Annotated in this window: 22 protein-coding genes; 11 read left to right on the plus strand and 11 right to left on the minus strand. The window is 68.1% G+C overall.

Annotated elements, in window-relative coordinates:
• Window positions 1-21: 21 nt before the first annotated feature.
• From ACIRG5_RS43130 to ACIRG5_RS43145, 4 genes are all read left to right on the plus strand, one after another.
• Window positions 22-1,026 (plus strand): MBL fold metallo-hydrolase, encoded by a 1,005-nt coding sequence (locus tag ACIRG5_RS43130; protein WP_402916343.1) that lies wholly within the window; start codon window positions 22-24, stop codon window positions 1,024-1,026.
• Entirely contained in the window at window positions 1,023-1,748 is a 726-nt protein-coding gene (locus ACIRG5_RS43135) for a lysophospholipid acyltransferase family protein (protein WP_402916345.1), read from the plus strand. The genes ACIRG5_RS43130 and ACIRG5_RS43135 overlap by 4 nt, the downstream gene beginning before the upstream one ends.
• Window positions 1,745-1,894, plus strand: coding sequence for a hypothetical protein (locus ACIRG5_RS43140; RefSeq protein ID WP_402916347.1), 150 nt, complete (start codon window positions 1,745-1,747; stop codon window positions 1,892-1,894). Before ACIRG5_RS43135 ends, ACIRG5_RS43140 begins: the two co-directional genes overlap by 4 nt.
• Before the next feature lie 61 nt (window positions 1,895-1,955).
• Window positions 1,956-2,396, plus strand: coding sequence for a ClpX C4-type zinc finger protein (locus tag ACIRG5_RS43145; protein WP_402916349.1), 441 nt, complete (start codon window positions 1,956-1,958; stop codon window positions 2,394-2,396).
• Here the strand turns inward: ACIRG5_RS43145 and ACIRG5_RS43150 are convergent.
• From ACIRG5_RS43150 to ACIRG5_RS43160, 3 genes are read right to left on the minus strand one after another with little or no spacing between them, the layout of a single operon-like run.
• Window positions 2,371-2,811, minus strand: a complete 441-nt coding sequence (locus tag ACIRG5_RS43150) for a response regulator (protein WP_402916351.1) — start codon at window positions 2,809-2,811, stop codon at window positions 2,371-2,373. The two genes, ACIRG5_RS43145 and ACIRG5_RS43150, sit on opposite strands and share 26 nt — an antisense overlap.
• Window positions 2,804-4,324 carry an ATP-binding protein gene (locus tag ACIRG5_RS43155; RefSeq protein ID WP_402916353.1) on the minus strand — a complete coding sequence of 507 codons (1,521 nt, stop codon included), beginning with the start codon at window positions 4,322-4,324 and terminating at the stop codon, window positions 2,804-2,806. The genes ACIRG5_RS43150 and ACIRG5_RS43155 overlap by 8 nt, the downstream gene beginning before the upstream one ends.
• Window positions 4,321-5,466: a PP2C family protein-serine/threonine phosphatase gene (locus ACIRG5_RS43160; RefSeq protein WP_402916355.1), complete on the minus strand. Its 1,146-nt coding sequence runs from the start codon at window positions 5,464-5,466 to the stop codon at window positions 4,321-4,323. Before ACIRG5_RS43160 ends, ACIRG5_RS43155 begins: the two co-directional genes overlap by 4 nt.
• A 65-nt stretch (window positions 5,467-5,531) precedes the next feature.
• On the opposite strand from ACIRG5_RS43160, the gene ACIRG5_RS43165 reads away from it, so the two are divergent.
• On the plus strand, window positions 5,532-6,017 hold the full coding sequence (locus ACIRG5_RS43165; protein ID WP_402916382.1) for a GNAT family N-acetyltransferase: 486 nt from the start codon (window positions 5,532-5,534) through the stop codon (window positions 6,015-6,017).
• On the opposite strand, the gene ACIRG5_RS43170 is transcribed toward ACIRG5_RS43165, so the two are convergent.
• The 4 genes from ACIRG5_RS43170 to ACIRG5_RS43185 are packed head-to-tail and all read right to left on the minus strand — an operon-like array spanning window position 5,952 to window position 8,235.
• Window positions 5,952-6,422, minus strand: coding sequence for a YkvA family protein (locus ACIRG5_RS43170; RefSeq protein ID WP_402916357.1), 471 nt, complete (start codon window positions 6,420-6,422; stop codon window positions 5,952-5,954). The two genes, ACIRG5_RS43165 and ACIRG5_RS43170, sit on opposite strands and share 66 nt — an antisense overlap.
• Before the next feature lie 12 nt (window positions 6,423-6,434).
• Entirely contained in the window at window positions 6,435-6,881 is a 447-nt protein-coding gene (locus ACIRG5_RS43175) for a hypothetical protein (protein WP_319981316.1), read from the minus strand.
• Between the two features lie 47 nt (window positions 6,882-6,928).
• The gene (locus tag ACIRG5_RS43180) at window positions 6,929-7,669 is read right to left on the minus strand and encodes a zf-HC2 domain-containing protein (protein WP_360034953.1); all 741 of its coding nucleotides are present in this window, start codon (window positions 7,667-7,669) and stop codon (window positions 6,929-6,931) included.
• Window positions 7,666-8,235, minus strand: coding sequence for a sigma-70 family RNA polymerase sigma factor (locus ACIRG5_RS43185; RefSeq protein WP_045315736.1), 570 nt, complete (start codon window positions 8,233-8,235; stop codon window positions 7,666-7,668). Before ACIRG5_RS43185 ends, ACIRG5_RS43180 begins: the two co-directional genes overlap by 4 nt.
• A gap of 115 nt (window positions 8,236-8,350) precedes the next feature.
• Between ACIRG5_RS43185 and ACIRG5_RS43190 the strand changes: the two genes are divergently transcribed.
• From ACIRG5_RS43190 to ACIRG5_RS43210, 5 genes are all read left to right on the plus strand, one after another.
• Window positions 8,351-8,947: a hypothetical protein gene (locus ACIRG5_RS43190; RefSeq protein ID WP_402916360.1), complete on the plus strand. Its 597-nt coding sequence runs from the start codon at window positions 8,351-8,353 to the stop codon at window positions 8,945-8,947.
• Between the two features lie 45 nt (window positions 8,948-8,992).
• Window positions 8,993-9,727, plus strand: a complete 735-nt coding sequence (locus tag ACIRG5_RS43195) for a DUF4142 domain-containing protein (protein ID WP_402916362.1) — start codon at window positions 8,993-8,995, stop codon at window positions 9,725-9,727.
• A gap of 159 nt (window positions 9,728-9,886) precedes the next feature.
• Window positions 9,887-10,714: a 4Fe-4S domain-containing protein gene (locus ACIRG5_RS43200; RefSeq protein WP_402916364.1), complete on the plus strand. Its 828-nt coding sequence runs from the start codon at window positions 9,887-9,889 to the stop codon at window positions 10,712-10,714.
• A complete protein-coding gene (locus tag ACIRG5_RS43205) occupies window positions 10,711-12,093 on the plus strand; it encodes an NAD(P)/FAD-dependent oxidoreductase (RefSeq protein WP_402916365.1) in 1,383 nt (460 codons plus the stop codon). Before ACIRG5_RS43200 ends, ACIRG5_RS43205 begins: the two co-directional genes overlap by 4 nt.
• Window positions 12,094-12,412: 319 nt before the next feature.
• Window positions 12,413-14,539, plus strand: coding sequence for a fibronectin type III domain-containing protein (locus tag ACIRG5_RS43210; protein WP_402916367.1), 2,127 nt, complete (start codon window positions 12,413-12,415; stop codon window positions 14,537-14,539).
• A gap of 331 nt (window positions 14,540-14,870) precedes the next feature.
• Here ACIRG5_RS43210 and ACIRG5_RS43215 read toward each other — a convergent pair whose 3' ends face one another.
• Complete coding sequence (locus ACIRG5_RS43215) at window positions 14,871-15,815, minus strand: beta-ketoacyl-ACP synthase III (RefSeq protein ID WP_402916368.1); 945 nt, start codon at window positions 15,813-15,815, stop codon at window positions 14,871-14,873.
• Window positions 15,816-15,896: 81 nt separating this feature from the next.
• Here ACIRG5_RS43215 and ACIRG5_RS43220 point away from each other — a divergent pair, with 81 nt between their 5' ends.
• Entirely contained in the window at window positions 15,897-16,496 is a 600-nt protein-coding gene (locus ACIRG5_RS43220) for a TetR/AcrR family transcriptional regulator (protein ID WP_093604193.1), read from the plus strand.
• On the opposite strand, the gene ACIRG5_RS43225 is transcribed toward ACIRG5_RS43220, so the two are convergent.
• Genes ACIRG5_RS43225 through ACIRG5_RS43235 form a run of 3 tightly spaced genes read right to left on the minus strand, consistent with a single transcriptional unit; the run spans window position 16,466 to window position 18,486 of the window.
• On the minus strand, window positions 16,466-17,191 hold the full coding sequence (locus ACIRG5_RS43225; RefSeq protein ID WP_402916370.1) for an alpha/beta fold hydrolase: 726 nt from the start codon (window positions 17,189-17,191) through the stop codon (window positions 16,466-16,468). The two genes, ACIRG5_RS43220 and ACIRG5_RS43225, sit on opposite strands and share 31 nt — an antisense overlap.
• Window positions 17,188-17,652 carry a hypothetical protein gene (locus ACIRG5_RS43230; protein WP_402916372.1) on the minus strand — a complete coding sequence of 155 codons (465 nt, stop codon included), beginning with the start codon at window positions 17,650-17,652 and terminating at the stop codon, window positions 17,188-17,190. Before ACIRG5_RS43230 ends, ACIRG5_RS43225 begins: the two co-directional genes overlap by 4 nt.
• 42 nt (window positions 17,653-17,694) lie before the next feature.
• Window positions 17,695-18,486 (minus strand): C39 family peptidase, encoded by a 792-nt coding sequence (locus ACIRG5_RS43235; RefSeq protein WP_402916374.1) that lies wholly within the window; start codon window positions 18,484-18,486, stop codon window positions 17,695-17,697.
• Between the last annotated feature and the right edge of the window lie 81 nt (window positions 18,487-18,567).

Consider the following 18,567-nt stretch of genomic DNA (forward strand, 5'->3'; position numbering starts at 1 on the left):
GGATAGTTGCTGTCGCTAACAATGAGGTGGGCGAGCGTGTGGAGTGAGCCGGGCGCGTTCGAGGTCGCACCAGGGGTGCACCGGATTCCGCTGCCGCTGCCGAACGACGGGCTGCGCGCGGTCAACGTCTACGCGATCGAGGACGGCGACGGCCTCGTCCTGGTCGACTCCGGCTGGGCGCTGGACGAGGCCCGCGACCAGCTCGAAGCCGCCCTCGGCACGCTGGACAAGGGCTTCGAGGACATCAGGAAGTTCCTCATCACGCACGTGCACCGCGACCACTTCACGATGGCCGTGTCGCTGCGCAGGACGTTCGGCAACAAGATCGCGCTGGGCCTCGGCGAGCAGCCGTCGCTGCGGCACATGCTGCACGGCCAGGACGACCAGCACGTCGACGACCTGCGCAAGTGGGGTGCCGCGGAGCTGGCCGAGACGTGGATCAAGATCATGCACCACGTCGACCGCGGCGAGGCCCTGCGCGACTACGAGGAGCCGGACGAGTGGCTCGTCCGCAGCACCGTGGACCTGGAGCACCGCAAGCTCGAGGTCATCCCGACGCCCGGCCACACCCGCGGGCACGTCGTGTTCGTCGACCACACCGCGAAGGTGCTGTTCTCCGGTGACCACGTGCTCCCGCACATCACGCCGTCGATCGGCTTCGAACCGCTCCGGCCCGAACTGCCGCTCGGCGACTACATGACGTCGTTGCGGCTCACCCGTGAGCTGCCGGACCTCAAGCTGCTGCCCGCGCACGGCGAGGTCACCGACAGTTCGCACGCCCGCGTCGACGAGCTGCTGCAGTTCCACGAGCAGCGCCTGGAGGAGATCGGGAAGGCCGTGGCGGGCAGCGCGTTCGAGACCGCCCGCAAGATCGGCTGGACCCGCCGGCAGCGCCGGTTCGACGATCTCGACATGTTCAACCAGGTGCTGGCCATCGGCGAGACGGCCGCGCACCTCGACGTTCTCGTCGAACGTGGCGAATTGACCCGAACTCTGAACGCCGGCGTGCTCGAATACCAGGCGTGACACCGCTTGAGCTGGCCGCCTGGACCTGGAAGATGCCCCGCCGCGGCAGGGGATTCTGGTTCTCGCTGGCGATCGACGTGCTGTGGCCCGTTGTCGTGCTGTTCGTGCGCCTCAGGGTGCGCGGCAAGCAGCACGTGCCGGGCAACGGCGGCGTGATCCTCGCGTTCAACCACCTGTCCAATGCGGACACGGTGGCGGCCGTGGTGTTCGCGCTGATGTCGAACCGGGTGCCGCGCGTGCTCGCGAAGGCCTCCCTGTGGCGCATGCCGGTCGTCGGCTGGGTCATGCGCTCCGGTGGTCACATCCCGGTCGAACGGGGCACTGTGAAGGCCTCAGAGGCGCTGAGGCCCGCTGTGGAGGCGCTGCGCGACGGGGAGTGCGTGATGGTGTTCCCCGAGGGCACCTTCACCGACGATCCCGACAACTGGCCGATGAAGGGCAAGTCCGGGGTGGCGCGGATGGCCCTCGAATCCCGCGTCCCGGTCGTGCCGGTGGCCGAGTGGGGGACGCAGGACCTGTTGCCGAAGGGCACGATCCTGCCGAGGCTGTTGCCGCGCAAGAGGATCGAGGTCGTCGCGGGAGCGCCGGTCGACCTGTCGGACCTGTACGACCTCGATCTCACCGCCGAGGTGCTGGCCGAGGCCACGCGACGGGTCATGGCGGCCATCACGACGATGCTGTCAGGCATACGTTCCGCCCAGGCGGGTAGCCACAGTGCATGACCACGCGAGAGGAATTCGAGTTACGCAGGCAGCGTCGTCCCGGTGGGACGGGGATCTGGGCGCCGGTCGTCCCTGAACCGCGCGAACCCCAGCAGTGGGTCGTGCAGGCCGACGAGGAACCCGTGATCGTGCGCAGTGTCGACTGAGTGTCTACGTCACCTAGACGACGTCTAGTCACGGTAGACGCGTCTAGCTAACGTAGACGGCATGACTCTGGACGAGGAACTGCTGGCAGTGGCGCGGAAGGCGGGTACCGCCTCCGCGGCCGCCCAGTCCCAGGCCGACATCGCCAAGGCCATCTACCACCACAGCGTGCTGGTGCTGCACCGCGCCGGCGGCTCGATGCGCGAGATCGCGGAAGCGCTGGCGATGAGCCATCAGCGCGTGCACCAGATCGTCGAGCAGTCCCGGCGCACCGAGCGCTGCTGGTTCTGCGGGCGTGCCGGCGACGAGGTCGACAAGCTGATGGCCGGACCGGTCGCGCTGATCTGCAACGGGTGCGTCAGCGCGGCTCAGGTCGCCGAGGTCGGCCACTGCTCGTTCTGCAGCGAGACCAAACCGGTCCACGAAGGTGCCGAGGCGCAGATCTGCCGATCCTGCCTGGACTTCAGCGCCGCTGTGATCAGCGGGGCAGCTTCACCACGGTGACGAAGAAGTCGTCGATCTGGCGAACGACCTCGATGAACCTGTCGAAGTCCACCGGCTTCGTGACGTAGGCGTTGGCGTAGAGGCTGTAGCTGCGCAGGATGTCCTCCTCGGCCTCCGAGGTCGTCAGCACGACGACGGGGATCGAGCGCAGCTCGGCGTCGTTCTTGACCTCGCTGAGCACCTCGCGGCCGTCCTTGCGGGGCAGGTTCAGGTCCAGCAGGATCAGGCCCGGCCGCGGCGCGTTCTCGTACTGGCCCTCGCGCCGCAGGAACTCCAGCGCCTCCACGCCGTCCTTCACGATGTGCAGCGAGTTGCGGATCTTGTGGTGCTCGAACGCCTCCTGCGTCATCAGGGCGTCGCCGGGGTCGTCCTCGACGAGCAGGACGTCGATCACGGTCAGTGGTGACTCAGACATGTACTTCCTCAAGCTCGGCGGCGACTTCCGCGACTACGGGCAGGGTGAACTCGAAGCAGGTGCCGGAGTCCACATCGGTCTTCAGCCGGATCGTGCCGCCGTGGAACTCGACGATCTTGCGACACATCGCCAGTCCGATGCCCGTGCCCGGATAGGCGTCCTTCGGGTGCAGGCGCTGGAAGATGACGAAGATCCGGTCAGCGTACTCCGGCTCGATCCCGATGCCGTTGTCCCGCACCGTGAACTTCCACATCTCGCCGTGGCGTTCGGCGCTGACGGTGATCATCGGCGCCTCGGCGCCCCTGAACTTCAAAGCATTGCTTATCAGGTTCTGGAACACCGCGCTGAGCAGAGACGCCTCACCTCGCACGGAGGGGAGTTCCGCGATCTCGAGACGGGCCCCCGTCTCCTCGATGCGGTCGGAGAAGCTGTCCACGACGTGGCCCACCAGGTCGTTGAGGTCGATCACCGTCTGCTCGCGGGACATCCGGCCGACACGGGAGAACGCCAGCAGGTCGTTGATCAGCACCTGCATGCGCTTCGCGCCGTCGACGGCGAAGTCGATGTACTGGTCGGCGCGTTCGTCGAGCTGGCCGCCGTAGCGGCGTTGCAGCAGCTGGCAGAACGACGCCACCTTGCGCAACGGCTCCTGCAGGTCGTGCGAGGCGACGTAGGCGAACTGCTCCAGCTCCGAGTTCGACCGCTGCAACTCGGACTTCGCCTCCGCGAGCGTCGCGAGCTCCTGCACGATCCGGCGGCGCATCTGGTTCACGTCCTCGCCGAGCATGACCGTCTCACGTGGACCGTCCGCGTCGATCTCGTGCTCGAAGTCGCCGGAGGCCACCTGCCGCGTGTGGTCGGCGAGGTTCGCGAGTGGCGCGATCAGCAGGCGGTACAGCAGCACCGTCAGTCCGCCGATCACCGCGACCAGCAGCACACCCATGCCGATCACCAGCCACAGCACCACCTTCGCCGCGCCGTCGAGATCCTCGCGGGCCTGCCGGGACAGCCCGCCGATGTCGCTCTGCAGCGCCGCCGTCTCGGAACGGAGCTGGTCGAACACCACCTTGCCGCGCTCGATGTCGCCCGCGACCCCGGCGGCGGGGCCGGACGCCTTGATCGCGGCGATCGTCGGGTCCGCGTACTCGGAGCGCCACTGCCGCGCGAGGTCGTCGATGCGGCTGACCCGGCCGTTGACGTCGCCGACGAGGTCGCGCACGCTCCTGGCGGCCTCCGTCTGGGACGCCTGACCGTCCAGGTACGGCTTGAGGAAGTCGTCCTGGCCGGTGAGGGTGAAACCGCGCACGCCGGTCTCCTGGTCGAGCAGCGAGCGGTCCAGGGTCTGGGCGCGGCGGGCAGCGGGCTCGATCCTGTCGACCGACTGCGACCGCGTGTCGCTGAGCGCGTCGAGAGCGACCACCGTGGACGAGATCGCGACCGCGGTCATGGCGAGCAGGACCGCCGCGATCACGCCGAGCAGGCGGCTCGCCGGCATCCTCTGCGGGAGATTCACTTACCGTCCTTCAGCAGCAGAATGGCCACGTCGTCATCGAGCGCGCCTCCGTTGAGCTCCGTCACCTCCGCGATGACGGAGTCCATCCAGTTCGGGCCGTTCCGCAGGTGCCGGTGCAGGATGTCGCACAGGCGTTCCACGCCGAGCCGGTCGATGTCGTCAGGTACCCGGCCTTCGATCAGTCCATCCGTGTAGCAGGCGATCGACCAGCCGGACGGCAGCGGCACGTCCACGCCGGTCCACGCGTAGTCGGGCAGCACGCCGAGCGGCACGCCGATCTTCGACTGCGGCAGGTCCACGATCCGGTCGCCCACCATCAGCAACGGCTCGGGGTGCCCGGCGAGGAAGTAGCGCGCCGACCGCCGGTCCGGCGCCACCGTGACCATGCAGGCCGTGGTGAAGATGCCCTCGCCGTGCCGTTCCGCGACCAGCACCTGGTCCAGCGTCTGCAGCACCTTCTCGGGCGGTGCGCCGGAGAGGACCAGCGCACGCCATGCGATCCGCAGGCAGACGCCCAGCGCGGCCTCGTCCGGGCCGTGGCCGCAGACGTCGCCGATGATCGCGTGCACGGTGCCGTCCGGCATGCCGACCGCGTCGTAGAAGTCGCCGCCGAGCAGCATCCGCTGGCCACCGGGCTGGTAGCGGACCTCCAGGTCGACGTCCGAGTTCTGCAGCAGCGGGGGAGGGAGCAGGCCGCGTTCGAGCCGGGCCCGTTCGGCGGCCAGCAGCTTCGCTTCCCGCAGCTGGCGCTGGGCGTCCTCGGAACGGCGGCGTTCGACCGCGTACCGGACCCCGCGCAGCAGCAGTTCGCCGTCGACCTGGCCCTTGACCAGGTAGTCCTCCGCACCGGCCGCGACCGCGGTGATGCCCTCGCGTTCGTCGTCGAGCCCGGTCAGCACCAGTATCGCGGGCGCGTTCGGCCTGCTCAGCAGCCGGTGCAGCGCGTTCAGCCCGGTCGCGTCCGGCAGGCCCAGGTCGAGCAGCACGCACTCGGCGTCGCCCAGCAACTGTTCGGATTCCGCCAGTGTGCGGGCGCGCGCCAGCACGAACGGCGCGTTCGCCTCTTCGAGCAGCGCCTCGACGAGCAAGGCGTCGCCATCGTCGTCCTCCACCAGGAGGACGCGCACTGTCTTCGTTCGCATCGAGTCGGACTTTACTGTTATTGGGCTGCGGGGTCCGCGTCCGACCTACCAGGATGTGCGGCGTGTTGATCCGTCTCGCCCAACCAGCCGAACTGCCGTACCTCCAGGAGATCGAAAACGCCTCCGGAGAACCGTTCCGCGACATCGGAATGCCCGAGATCGCCGACGACGACCCCATGTCCCTGAAGGACCTCGCCGAGCACGAGGTCTGGGTCGCCATCGGCGCGGAAGGCGTGCCCGTGGCCTTCATCGCGGTCGGCGACGTCGACGGCGCCACGCACATCCACCAGGTCAGCGTGCATCCGACGCACGCCCGCCAGGGGATCGGCGCGGCGTTGATCGAGCACGTCACCCGCTCCGAGCGCGCTGTGACGCTCACGACGTTCCGCGACGTGCCGTGGAACGCGCCCTACTACGAGCGCCTCGGGTTCCAGGCCGTCGCGGAGACTTCTCCCGGACTGGCCGCGATCATGCGCGAGGAGGCCTCACGGGGCCTCGATCCCGCGACTCGTGTCGCGATGATCCTTCTCCCAGCGCAGGTACGAGCCTGAGGCCACCGAAAGACTGCTGAGCAGCCACACGAGGACACCCGCGTCGTCGGTCACACCGATCACCGGAAGGAACTCCGGCAGGACGTCGATCGGCGACACGAGGTAGACCAGCCCCACCGCCCACAGCAGCACCTGGCTGCGCGGCAGCTCCGGGTACTTGCCGCTGCGCCAGGTCTTCCACAGCCGCGGCAACGCCTTCGCGCGCTGGATCGGGTTCCCGACCGGGCCCGGAACCCCCTGCGCGCGTTTGCGGCGGTTGCGCAGCACGCCCAGCACCGCGAACAGCAGTCCGAGCGGGATCAGCACCCAGCCGACCACCGCGGGGCTCAGGCCGCCCAGCGGGGCGTTGCGGAACAAGAGGATCAGCAAGCCGGCCAGGGAGATGAACGATCCGAAGACGACCATCTGAGCGGACCCCTAACTAGGTTCCTGGAAGAGCATCGTCGGAATGGCCTTGTGCGGCTGCTTGAGCTGCTGAGGTTCCGGCTCACGCAGGTCGATCACCGCTTCGGGTTCCTCAACCGGCTCTTCTTTGACCACCGGCTTGCGGGCGGCCTTCACGGGCGCCACGTAGGGCTGGTCCAGAGCGGCACGCGCCTTGGAGATCCAGACCTTCTGCATGGCCTCGTCCTTGCCGCCGGCCGCGGTCGCCGCGAGTCCGGACAGGACGCCGCGAATGCGGGGGACGAGCGCCTGATGACGCCGGATCGCATGCCACACAGGGTGATCATCCGGTAGCCGGGCGGCGACGAGCTTCGTGATCTGTGCACGCAGTTCCTCTGTGGACAGATCGAGCCAGCGTTCGACCGCTGACGGGCCAATTGCCACGTAGATAGCCTCCCCGAAAACGACAACTGCCCCCACAGGATCTCACGGATCCCGCGGGGGCAGCCCTCTGGTGTCGCGAAACGTCAGGAAGCCACGACTTCGAGCAGGGTCTTGCCGTTCTCGTCGACGATCCGGAACGTCGCGATCTCGTGCCAGCGCATGGCGACGTTCGCCTGCAGCCGGATGGTCTTCTTGTCGCCCGCCACCGGTTCCGGGGCGTACCAGGACGTCACCTGGGCGACGCGACCCGCGCGTCCTACCGCGACGAGCGAACCCCTGCTGGGGCCGACCATGCCGCTGACCTCGATGTCCATCGAGGTTCCCCACGGCTCGTCGGAGGCGGTGATCTTCGTGAAGACACCGCTGTTCGGATCCTGCTGCTGGACCTTCATCGAAGAGTCCGTGGAGTTGTTCGCCACCGGAGTCTGCGACGTGGTCGTGGTGTTGTTGGGGGCCGCCTGGTTCGAACCTTCGTCCCCTCCGCGCACTACGAGCGTCGTCACCACGGCGGTCACCGCCACGATGCCGGCGGCGGCGGCCGCGACACCCTGGGCGACGAACCACCGGCGGCGCTTCCTGCGCGCCGAGACGGCGTCGAGCATGACCCGCACCGACTTGCCGTCGGGGCGTTCCGGAGCTGTCCCGCGCAGCATCCCGCCCGCGTCGGCCTCGTCGATGAGGTCGGGCACCACCGCGAAGTCGCGCAGGTCAAGAGCACACCGCCGACACTCGGTCAGGTGGTTCTCGAACGCCTCCACCTCATCGGCATCGAGGATGCCGAGCACATAGGCGGCGACGTCGAGGTGATCTGGTGCCGTTGTCACCGCGTCTCTCCCCGATCGTGCAACGCACGCCGCAACGCACGGAGCGCGTAGTACACCCTCGACTTGACCGTTCCCGGCGGCACACCCAGTGCAGCCGCGGCCTCACCGACGGTGCGGTCCCGCAGATATGTCTCGAGAATAGCCTCCCTGTGTTCCTCGGAGAGACCGTTCATCGCCTCGGCCACGACGATCGCCGCGAGGGTGCGATCCTCTTCACTGCCCGAAGGCGACTCGTCCGAAGGGGTCAGTTCGAACTCCTGCGGACGGACGCTTCTCTTACGCCTGTCGTCAATGACCAACCGCCTTGCCACCGTGAACAACCACGACCGCAAGAGCACGGGGTCACGCTCGAGCTTTTCGGCGTTGCGCCATGCCCTGACCAGGGTTTCCTGCACGATGTCCTCGGCCCATTGACGATCATGGCCCGTCAGTCTCATGCAGTGTCCCAGCAGGGCGCTCCCGAATTCCTCGTACAGCCGACGGATCAACTCTTCCTCGAGAGACCCCGGTCTTGGTGATTGTTCGTCTAACTCGCGTTGACGTCTATGCCGCGCCACGGGGGACATCCTTGCCCCATCAACCGGCTCAAGTCGAGAGGCAAATATTCCTCACGAAGTTCGTGAACCGTGGCCGGATCGTGTCCGTACTCCTCGGTACCCCGCCGAGAAAGGACCCCAGCCGATGCGACGTGAACAGGCCATCACCGCTCTCGCGGCACTGGCTCTCAGCCTCACGGCGTGCGGCAGCACCCAGACCCCTCCAGGAGGGGCCGCGACGGGCGGCTTGCAGGCGAAACCCGCTGATCTGGGCGGCGCGAACCTGTACTTCATCTCGAACACCGAGCAGATGGGGTGGTTCGTCACCGACGCCGACGGGCTCCCGCTCTACCGCTACGACAAGGACGTTCCGAAACCGTCCAAGTCCAACTGCGAGGGCGAGTGCGCGAAGGCGTGGAAGCCGGTGCCGGCGGACAAGACGCCGATGGCGACCGGTATCGACCCGATCTCCATGGGTGTGCTGACCAGGCCGGACGGCACCAAGCAGCTCACGATCCAGGGCTGGCCGCAGTACACCTACGCCGAGGACAAGACCGCCGGCGACATGAAGGGGCAGGGAAAGGGCGGAGTGTGGTTCGTCACCGCCCCCAACGGCGCCAAGATCACCGGCGGAAAAGCGCAGAACAACAGCAACAAGAGCAGCGGTACGCCGAGCACGTCCCCCTCGAGCACCGGACAGGCACCGTCGTCCGCAGCTCCGCCCGCCGCACCCGGCTACTGAGTCCAGCTGCTCAGGCGAAATTCATTGAACCCCTATCGACTTCCATTGGACAACGAGGACATCAAGACGATGACCAGAGCCCTCGCCACCGTCTTGGCGATGTTGTTCCTCTTCACCGGCCTGTCCGCCACGGCTGCAGCGCAGCCCGCGGACACCGGGGGAGTGATGGACACCCCGACGGGACCGTTGACCGCGAACGACCGCGATCTGTTGAACAAGGTGCGCCAGGCAGGCCTGTGGGAGATGCCCATGGGCGAGCTCACGGCCACCAAGGCGTCGAACGCGCGGGTCAAGCAGATCGGCAAGATGATCATGCTCGACCACATGATGCTGGACACGCTGACGAAGAAGACGGCCGCCCAGTTCGGGCTCACCACCCCGGACGTGCCGAACCCGTCGCAGCAGTCGTGGATGGAAGAGATCAACGCGCTCGAAGGAGACGCGTTCGACCAGGCCTTCGTCGCGAGGCTGCGTGCCGCGCACGGCCAGGTCTTCAACTTCATCGCCAAGGTCCGCACGCAGACCCGCAACGACGTGATCCGCGGGTTCGCGCAGGCAGGCATCGACGTGGTGATGAAGCACATGACGTTGCTGGAGAGCACGGGCATCGCGGGCGACTCGTCGTTCGCGGAACCCCAGCCGGCCGGCGGCATCATCAACGCGACCCTGGCCTCCGACGAGGGGCCGAACATGTGGGTGATCCTCACGGTCACCGCCGCGGGAGCCGTTCTCACGGTGCTCCTGCTCCGAGTACTCCGCCCGCGACGACCGGTGCGGTGATTTCGCAAGACCCCGTTGCAAAGCAGTAAACGGAGGTGGTGTCCCAAGGTCAGAGGCACTCCAACGCGGACCTGTTCCCACCCGCCCGGCCCTGAAGTGTCCACTCCTGCACCGCAGGTCCGGGCGGGTTCCCGCGAAGTTCTCTCGGAGGAAGTGTTGTTGTCCAGCCAGATTCCGCTCCTGGTGGCCCAGTCGTCCGAGTTCGACTCGGGCGTCAAGAAGATGGCTCAGCTGTCTGCCAGGCTGGCTTACGTCATGATGTGCGCCACCTTGTCCTGGGGTGTGCTCATCGCGACCGGGTGGGCCGAGAAGCTCACCGGACGTGAAGGACTGAAGAACGGGCACATGGTGCTCGCCTCGTTGGCTATCGCGTTCGGCTGCATCCACGCGTTCGCCTTCACCCTGATCCAGACCGGTACTTTCAGCTTCATCAAGCTCGTCCTGCCGTTCGTCGACGGCGGCCTGTTCCGGCACGCGCTGGGCATCCTCGGCCTGGAGGTCATGCTCGCGATCGCCGTGCTCGCCTCGATGAGGCACAAAGTCTTCTACCGCAAGTGGTTGAGGTTCCATCAAACGGCGTACATCGCGGTGACGATCACCGTGGTGCACTCCTGGTTCGGCGCCATCGCGAACGGCAACCTGTCCGTTCTCTGGCTGGCCGGCCTCACCGTTCTCGTCCCGACCGCGACCCTGGCCCTGGCCCGGTTCCTCCCGCCCGACGTGCTGATGCGCATCGGGATGCTCGACCCCGAGCGCGGCAAGGAACCCGGCGTCGGCGAGGGCGACGCGATGGACGTGAGCGTCAACAACGAGAAATGCCACCGCTACGGCACCTGCCAGGCGGAGGCACCGGACGTCTTCCAGCTGATCGAGGACAACCGCCTGACCTACAACCGCCGGCCGCCAGAGGAGCACTTCGCTCAGGCCAGGGCGGCACAACGTGCGTGCCCGATGCGCGCGATCGAGATCAGGGAGCGAGTGAAGTGAGCGAACGGATCGTGGTCGTCGGCGGCGGACTCGGTGGAGTCCGTTCCGCGGAACGGCTGCGGGAGATGGGTTTCGACGGGCAGATCACCATCCTGTCCGCCGAGCGGCACCTCCCGTACCACCGCCCTTGCCTGTCGAAGCAGATGATCACCGGAGAGTGGACCCCGGACGACTCGTTGCTGTCGTTCTCGGGTGACCTCGACGCCGAGTGGCGCATGAACTCCCCGGCCCTGCACCTGGACCCCAAGAAGCAGTCGGTCTGGGTGCCCGGTGGCGAGGAGATCAAGTACGACGGCATGATCATCGCCACCGGCGTCGACGCCAGGGCGATGGGCGGCGCTCCGCGCCACGACCCGCGGGTGCACGTGCTGCGGACGCTGGACGACGCGATCGCGATCCGCAAGAACATCCGTCAGTCGCAGGGACTCGTCGCCGTCATCGGCGGCGGGTTCATCGGCTGCGAGCTCGCCTGTTCGATTCGTCACATGGGCCGCGACGTGGCCCTGATCGTGCGCTCGCCCGCGTTGCTGGGCGGCGTCGTCGGTGACGACATCGGCAAGAAGATCACCGAGGCGCACGTCGAGCACGGCGTCCGCCTCGCCACCGGTGTCGGCATCAAGCACTGGGTGCGTCAGCCCGGCGGCATCGGCATCCACCTGAGCGACGGTCAGGTCTTCTTCGCCTCGTGCGTCGTGCTGGCCGTCGGCGCCTCGCCTGCAGTCGACTGGCTGCGCGGCTCCGGCCTCGACATCTCCGACGGCGTGCTGTGCGACTCGACGAACCACGTGGTCGGCGCCGAGAACCTCGTCGCCTGCGGTGACGTGGCCCGCTGGCCCAACATGCGCTTCAACGGTGCCGTGCGCCGCGTGGAGCACTGGCTCAACGCCGTCGAGGGAGGCAGGGCCGCTGCCGAGAACCTGTTGGTGGGCCGCAACCACGCCAAGACGTACACGCCGGTCCCGCGGTTCTGGACCGAGCAGTACGGCATGCGCGTGCAGGGCGCCGGCCTGCCCGTCCTGGGCACCGACACCACCGACGTGAACGGACTCACCGGCTTCATCGCCAACGGCAAGCTCGTCGGCATCGTGGGGCTGGAGTCGCCCGGCAAGATCATCACCGAGACCCCGGAACTGTTCCGGCAGAACGCGGTCGAGACGAACACTCCTGTGTGGACGCAGCCGGAGGAAGAGCCCGCTGCCGCTGCCGCCGAGGAGGTCCTCCCGACCACCATGATCCCTGTCCCCGAACCGGTCGCCGCCCACGCATCATCCGTTCCCCCGTCCGTCTCGTCGTCGATGTCCCCGCCATTGCAGCGGCGGAGGCATTCGCGTTCGAGGCCGGAGATGGTGCGAGTGGGCGGAGGACGCGCGAGGCCCTAACCAGGTAGAGGAGGTCAACAGGTCGTCGGTACAGGGCAAGCGGGAACGGCGAACTCCGACGTCGCCCGTGTGGCCAGGTGGCGGACCGATGACGTCACGCGGCGATGCGCTCGTTCCCGCACCGGCGGCCTGAACCTTCTTCTCGTGCGTCACCAACGGTGTGGCGGCTCGGCGGGCTCCCGAGTCGCCACACCGGCCTGTTTCCGGGGAAATTCGATCCACGAACACGCCGAACTGAACTGTTAAACGCGGTCGTGGCTGTCCGCAGGCCGGTTTCCGGACATATTTTTCCGGAACCCTGCTTGAAGGAGTTCCAGCCATGCGAATGCGCAGAATCATCGCCGCCGCGTGCGGGCCGGTCGTCGCGATCGGTGTTCTCGCGGCGATTCAGGGCGGATCGGCGCAAGCCGTCCAGCCCGACACCCCCGCAGTACCGCCCGCCGCCGTGAACGGGGTGGCGAAGGCGCTGGGCATCTCGCCCCAGCAGGCACGCACCCAGCTCACCGCTCAGGACGAGGCGCACAAGCGGTTCAAGAGCCTCCCGCCGTCCCTGCTCGACCAGCTCGCCGGCCACTGGTTCGACGCCGGGGCGGGCGCGCTGACCGTCGCGGTCACCACCGACGAGGCCGTGGCTCAGGCGAACGCGCGTGGCGTCAAGGCGACCAGGGTCCAGCGGAGCCGGGCCGACCTCGACCGGCAGTTCGACGAGTTCCGCAGGCTGATCGGCACCGGCGTGCCCGGCGTGTACAGCTGGGGCGTTGACGTCAGGAACAACCAGGTCGGCGTCACGGTGAACACGACCAGGAAGACCCAGGCCACCGAGAAGTTCCTGCGGGACGTGCAGAAGCTCGGGGCCGGCGTCGTCGAGACGGACTCGCAGCAACGCCAGCAGGCCGGGACGGTGCAGACCGGCAGCCCGTGGTGGCCGGGATCCGAGTCGAACTGCTCGGTCGGGTTCGGCGCGACGGACGCCAACGGCGCCAAGCACTTCCTGACGGCCGGGCACTGCACGAACGATGCCAACCAGGCCGCGTACGGGCAGTCCGGGCAGCAGAACCGCCTCGGCACCTCGAACGTCGGTGGCGGCCGCAGCGTGAACGCCCGCGAGGGCGACATGGGCGTGGTCGCGGTGACCGAGTCCGGCTGGAACCTGTCCGCCGCGGTCAACACCTGGGGCGAGCCCGCGATCACCGTGACCGGGTCCGCCGAGGCCATGGTCGGCGACCGCGTCTGCCACTCCGGCAACACCTCGAAGTGGAAGTGCGGCGAGGTCAAGTACACGCACAAGTCCGTCGACTACGGCGGCGGGCTGGTCATCGAGGACCTCACCTGGACCACCGCGTGCTCGCTCGGCGGCGACTCCGGCGGTGGCTGGCTGCTCGGCGACAAGGCAGTCGGCCTGCACGACGGCGGCCCGTCGCAGTGCGTGCAGAACCCGACCAACGACGACGACCTGTCGATCTTCCAGCCGGTCAACGAGGCCCTGCGGAAGTGGAACCTCACGCTGGTCACCGGTGGTACGGGCGACACCACCGCGCCCACCGCTCCCGGCGCCCCTCGCGCCGTGAGCACCACCTCGTCCAGCGTGTCACTGGCGTGGGACGCCTCCACGGACAACGTCGGCGTGACAGGCTACGAGGTCTACAACGGCAGTGCGCTCGCCACGACGGTCACGGGCACCACGGCGACCGTCACCGGTCTCAAGCCGGACAACGACTACACCTTCACGATCAAGGCCAAGGACGCCGCGGGCAACGCGTCCGCCGCCAGCGCGCCCGTCAACGCACGTACCCAGCCGGGCACGGCGGACGACGAACCGCCCACGACGCCAGGAAACCCCAGGTCGACCGGCGTCACAGCGTCCAGCGTGTCGCTGGCCTGGGACGCGTCCGTCGACAACGTGGGCGTCGCGGGCTACGAGGTCTACAACGGCAGTGCGCTCGCCACGACCGTCACGAGCACCACGGCGACCGTGACGGGCCTGACCGCGGACACGTCGTACTCGTTCACCGTCCAGGCCAGGGACGCGGCGGGCAACAAGTCCCAGCCCAGCCCGGCCGTGTCCGCGCGCACGTCGCCCGGTGACACGGGCGGCCGGACGTTCACGAACGACACGGACTACCAGATCCGGGACTTCCAGACGGTGATCAGCCCGGTGCGGTCCACCGCGACCGGTGCCGCCCAGAACCCGATCACGGTCAATGTCGGTGCCACCCACACCTGCCTGGAAGACCTGAACGTCACGCTGGTGGCGCCGGGTGGCCGCTGGTACCCGCTGCTGCGGACGCCGGGCGGCAACTACTCGTGCACCCCGTTCCCCGGCGGCAGGACGTTCACCGTGGTCCCGGCGGCGGGGGAGGCCGCGGGCGGCACGTGGACGTTGCGGATCGGGGACAACGGCCCCGGTGACGTCGGCGTGCTGAGCAGCTGGTCGGTCACCGTCTGACGACCAGCGGCAGGAGCGGGTCCCGCATCCCCGGCGGGACCCGCTTCACCAATGACGCGAAGAATCGCACAACTGAAAAGTGAAACGGCGCACCGAAGAGTCAGTCATTGTGCGGGAATGTCCGCTGAAGCGAATCCGTCCGGCGTGAAATCAATGCGATCACTCGTCCGTGAAGTGGGCGGCGCTGCGATGTACCCGTCCGGCCGCGAATTCGCCCGGCGACGTTCCGAGCCACACCACCAGCCACTCAGGCTGGCGATGTCGGTCGCAGGGACAGGGAGACATCGCCACGGGCGAGGGCACGCTCCATCCGTGCCCTCGCTTGGCCCTCTCACGGAGCGGTGATCACCTGACCCGCCCACGACAGTCCGCCACCGAAGGCGAACAGCAGGACGGGCTTACCGGACGGGAGTTCCCCGCGCTCGGCCATCTTGGACAGCGCGAGCGGCACCGAGGCGGCGGAGGTGTTGCCCGACTCGACCACGTCGCGCGCGATCACGGTGCCCTCGCGCAGACCGAGCTTGCGCGTCATCGCCTCGATGATCCGCAGGTTGGCCTGGTGCGTGACCACGGCCGCGAGGTCCGTGACCGCGATGCCGGCCCGTTCACACGCCTGGATGGCGACGGCGGGGAGTTCGCTGGTGGCCCAGCGGAAGACGGCCTGGCCCTCCTGGGAGAACCGGGGCTGCCACTCGTCGACGAGGCGGACCGCGTCGCTGCGCGTCGGATCCGAACCCCAGGTGACCGGGCTGATGAGGGCGTCGGGGGAGGCGCTGACCACGGCCGCGCCGGCGCCGTCGCCCAGCAGGATGCAGGAGGAGCGGTCGGTCCAGTCGACCAGGTCGGACATCTTCTCGGCGCCGATGACCAGCGCGTGCTGTGCGGCACCGGCGCGGATCGTGTGGTCGGCGGTGGCGAGCGCGGTGCAGAAGCCCGCGCAGGCGTTGTTGAGGTCGAAGACGACCGCCGACGGGATCGACAGGTGCGCCGCCACCCTGGCCGCGGTCGAGGGGGAGCGGTCGATCGCCGAACAGGTGGCGACGATGACCTGCCCGATGTCGGACGGCGCGAGCCCGGACGCGGCGAGTGCCTTCGCTCCCGCTGCGGAGGCCATGTCGGCGACGGTCTCCTTCTCGGCGGCGATGCGCCGGGTGGCGATGCCGGTGCGCTGGCGGATCCACTCGTCGTTGGTGTCCACCATCTTTTCCAGGTCTGCGTTGGTCAGCACGCGCTCGGGCTGGTGATGGCCGAACGCGACCACACGGGATCCGGACAAGGTGAACTCTCCTTCAGACCAGGCGACCCGGCGAATATAGCAACCGATCGGTCGGTAGCTAAAGAGACGTAGACTACAAACATGAGCCCGCGCCGATCCGTCGCCGACACCCGCGAGACGCGGCAGCGCATCCTCGACCGGAGCCTCGCCATCGCCTCGGCGGAAGGGCTCGAAGGCCTGACGATCGGGCGGCTGGCGACAGAACTCGGGATGAGCAAGGCGGGACTGCTCGGGCACTTCGGCACCAAGGAGGCCCTGCAACTGGCGGTGGTCGACCAGGCCGCGGAGGTCTTCCTGCGAGAAGTGCCGCGCAAGGTCAAGCAGATGCCGTCGGGCCTGCCACGCCTCATCGACGTCTGCGAGGCCTGGGTCTCCTACCTCGAACGCGAGGTGCTCCCGGGCGGGTGCTTCTTCACCGCTGCCACGGCCGAGTTCGACGGCCGCAGCGGCCGCGTCCGTGACGCGCTGGCTGGCATGAACGCGTTGTGGCGCAGGGACCTGCGGATCCACATCCGGCGAGCGGTGAGCGACGGCGACCTCAAGCTGGACACGGACGTCGACCAGCTGATCTACGAGATCCTCGGCGTCATGCTGGCGCTCAACCACTTCCTGCAGCTGGAGCACGACAGCGCGGCACCACGCCGGGCCCGTCAGGCGTTGAAGCGGCTGCTCACGAAGTGATTGATGATCGCGGCGACTTCCTGCGGCTGCTCGGACACCATGCCGTGCGTCGCGTCGATCTCGTGCACCTGCACGTTCTTCGGTAGATCTCGACGTAATCCCGCGCGATGGGCGTCGAACAACGGCACGAGGTCCGGTGGTACCGGCAGGTTGCGCGTGGCGAGCACCAGCAGGAACGGGCTGGTCACCTTCGCGAAGATCGGCAGGGCGTCCAGGAACTCGGGCGACGTGCGCAGGACCGAGGTGATCGAGCGGTCCGGCCTCGTGACCATCTCCAACTGAGCGGTGAACATCGCGTTCAGCTTCGCCAGGCTCTCAGTCACCGCGTCTTCGGCCAGCCCCGCGTAGTTCGCCGGATCCGTTGTGGCGGAACGGTGTCCGTCCAGACTCACCGCGGCTGGGCACGACGGGTGCCGCAACGCCCACATGCCCGCGAGGATGCCGCCCAGCGAATGCCCGACGACCACGGGATTGTCCAGTCCGAAGTGGACTGTTACGGCGTCGAGATCGTCAAGTACCGCCTCCCACTCCCACGGCCCGTCGGGCGACCCGCCGTGTCCGCGCAGATCGACCGCCACGGCGCGCCCTTGTAGGTGCGGCGCCAGCGTTTCCCAGACGGACCTGTCACCTCCTAGTCCGTGCAGGAGCAGGTGGGGCTGGCCGTCGCCGCCGAAGTCGGTTGCCGCTAACTTCACGGGTCTCTCCTCAGGCTCAGCCGTGTGCGGATCGAGTCGACGGTCACGCCGCCGTCCGGGTGCCGCAGCAGCTTGTTGCGGTTCACGAGGTCGTGAACGCCCTGGCGGGTGATGCCGAGCATCGCGCCCGCCACCCCCAACGACACGTGGTCCTTGCTCGGGTGACCGGCGCGCCTCGCGGCGGCACGCCCCAACGGTGTGGCCCACCAACTCTCGGGTGGGTCGAACGGGGTGTCGCCGGGATAGAGAACGGCCATCAGGCGGACGGCCACCTGCCGGGCCACCGCGTCGTCCGGTCCGAGCAGCTGGGCCGCCCACATCTCGGCGTCGGCCTCGACGGACTGCCGCAGGCCGAGGAGATCGGCCTGCGGCAGCAGGATTTCCAGCGGGTCGAGCAGGCGGCTCGTCACGAGCCGGATCAGGTCGGTCCGCAGGTCCACGTGTTCCGAGGTGGTCGCCACTTGACAGACGATAGCAAGTACTTGACGACCACTGTCAAGTATCTATGCGGCCCACATCTGCGCGGGAGCGATGTAGTTCCAGGTGTAGAGCTGGTTCGCCCCGTCGTAACTCCCGTCCGTACCCGCCCCATAGGTGTCGTGGACGTAGAACGACCCGTTGTCGTGGTACCCGATCACCACGGACAGGTGGCCGGAGGTCGAGCCCCAGGTGCCGCTCATGATCACGAACTTGCCCTGGTCGAGGAACGCGCGGACCTGCGCCGGCGTGAAGTTGCCCTGCTGGGCCGCGGCGCCGTTGCGGGCCAGGAAGTCGCGCTCGGACTCCCAGGAGGCGCAGGGGCGGTTGCCGGGGCAGTAGTAGCCGGTGATCCAGCCGTGCGCGCCCTTCCAGTTGCCGACGCGGTCCCAGTCGTTCATCGTGCGGTTGAAGGTGGTGCCGCGGTTGCTGAACTCGTCGGTGATGTAGCGGCCCCACTTCGAGTAGTGCGAGGTCGGCTGTGGGACCTGCACACCGAACTCGTTCGTGAGCTGGTAGGTGACGAGGTCGATGACCGCGCTGGTCGGGCCGCAGGACGAGTTGCCGTTGAACTCGTTGCGCGTGTCCCACAGCTGGTGGATGTACTCGGCGCGGTTCAGCCGGCCCATCGTGGTCACCTCACCGTCCAGCGAGGCGGCGCGCAGGCCCGACGCCTTCACGTACCCCTTGGCGGGGCTGCCGATCACGGCCTCCGCGCCGTCGATGCCGGTCAGCGCGTAGTTGAACGACAGGCCCTCGACGACTCGCGAGGCCTTGTGGGTAGCCAGGTCCTGGACGTAGACGCGGGTCTGCTGCACGGATTGGTGACATCTGAGTTGGCTTGCCGTGATGGTGAGCTGGGAGGATGTCGCTGTGCCCAAGCCTTACCCTCAGGAGTT

This window comes from Lentzea sp. NPDC102401, from assembly GCF_044765805.1.
Classification (GTDB): domain Bacteria; phylum Actinomycetota; class Actinomycetes; order Mycobacteriales; family Pseudonocardiaceae; genus Lentzea; species Lentzea sokolovensis.

Coding starts and splice junctions, on each gene's coding strand:
- ACIRG5_RS43130 (WP_402916343.1), top strand. CDS start 22: ATGAGGTGGGCGAGCGTGTGGAGTGAGCCGGGCGCGTTCGAGGTCGCA.
- ACIRG5_RS43140 (WP_402916347.1), top strand. CDS start 1,745: ATGACCACGCGAGAGGAATTCGAGTTACGCAGGCAGCGTCGTCCCGGT.
- ACIRG5_RS43145 (WP_402916349.1), top strand. CDS start 1,956: ATGACTCTGGACGAGGAACTGCTGGCAGTGGCGCGGAAGGCGGGTACC.
- ACIRG5_RS43150 (WP_402916351.1), bottom strand. CDS start 2,811: ATGTCTGAGTCACCACTGACCGTGATCGACGTCCTGCTCGTCGAGGAC.
- ACIRG5_RS43160 (WP_402916355.1), bottom strand. CDS start 5,466: ATGCGAACGAAGACAGTGCGCGTCCTCCTGGTGGAGGACGACGATGGC.
- ACIRG5_RS43170 (WP_402916357.1), bottom strand. CDS start 6,422: ATGGTCGTCTTCGGATCGTTCATCTCCCTGGCCGGCTTGCTGATCCTC.
- ACIRG5_RS43185 (WP_045315736.1), bottom strand. CDS start 8,235: ATGTCCCCCGTGGCGCGGCATAGACGTCAACGCGAGTTAGACGAACAA.
- ACIRG5_RS43190 (WP_402916360.1), top strand. CDS start 8,351: ATGCGACGTGAACAGGCCATCACCGCTCTCGCGGCACTGGCTCTCAGC.
- ACIRG5_RS43210 (WP_402916367.1), top strand. CDS start 12,413: ATGCGAATGCGCAGAATCATCGCCGCCGCGTGCGGGCCGGTCGTCGCG.
- ACIRG5_RS43220 (WP_093604193.1), top strand. CDS start 15,897: ATGAGCCCGCGCCGATCCGTCGCCGACACCCGCGAGACGCGGCAGCGC.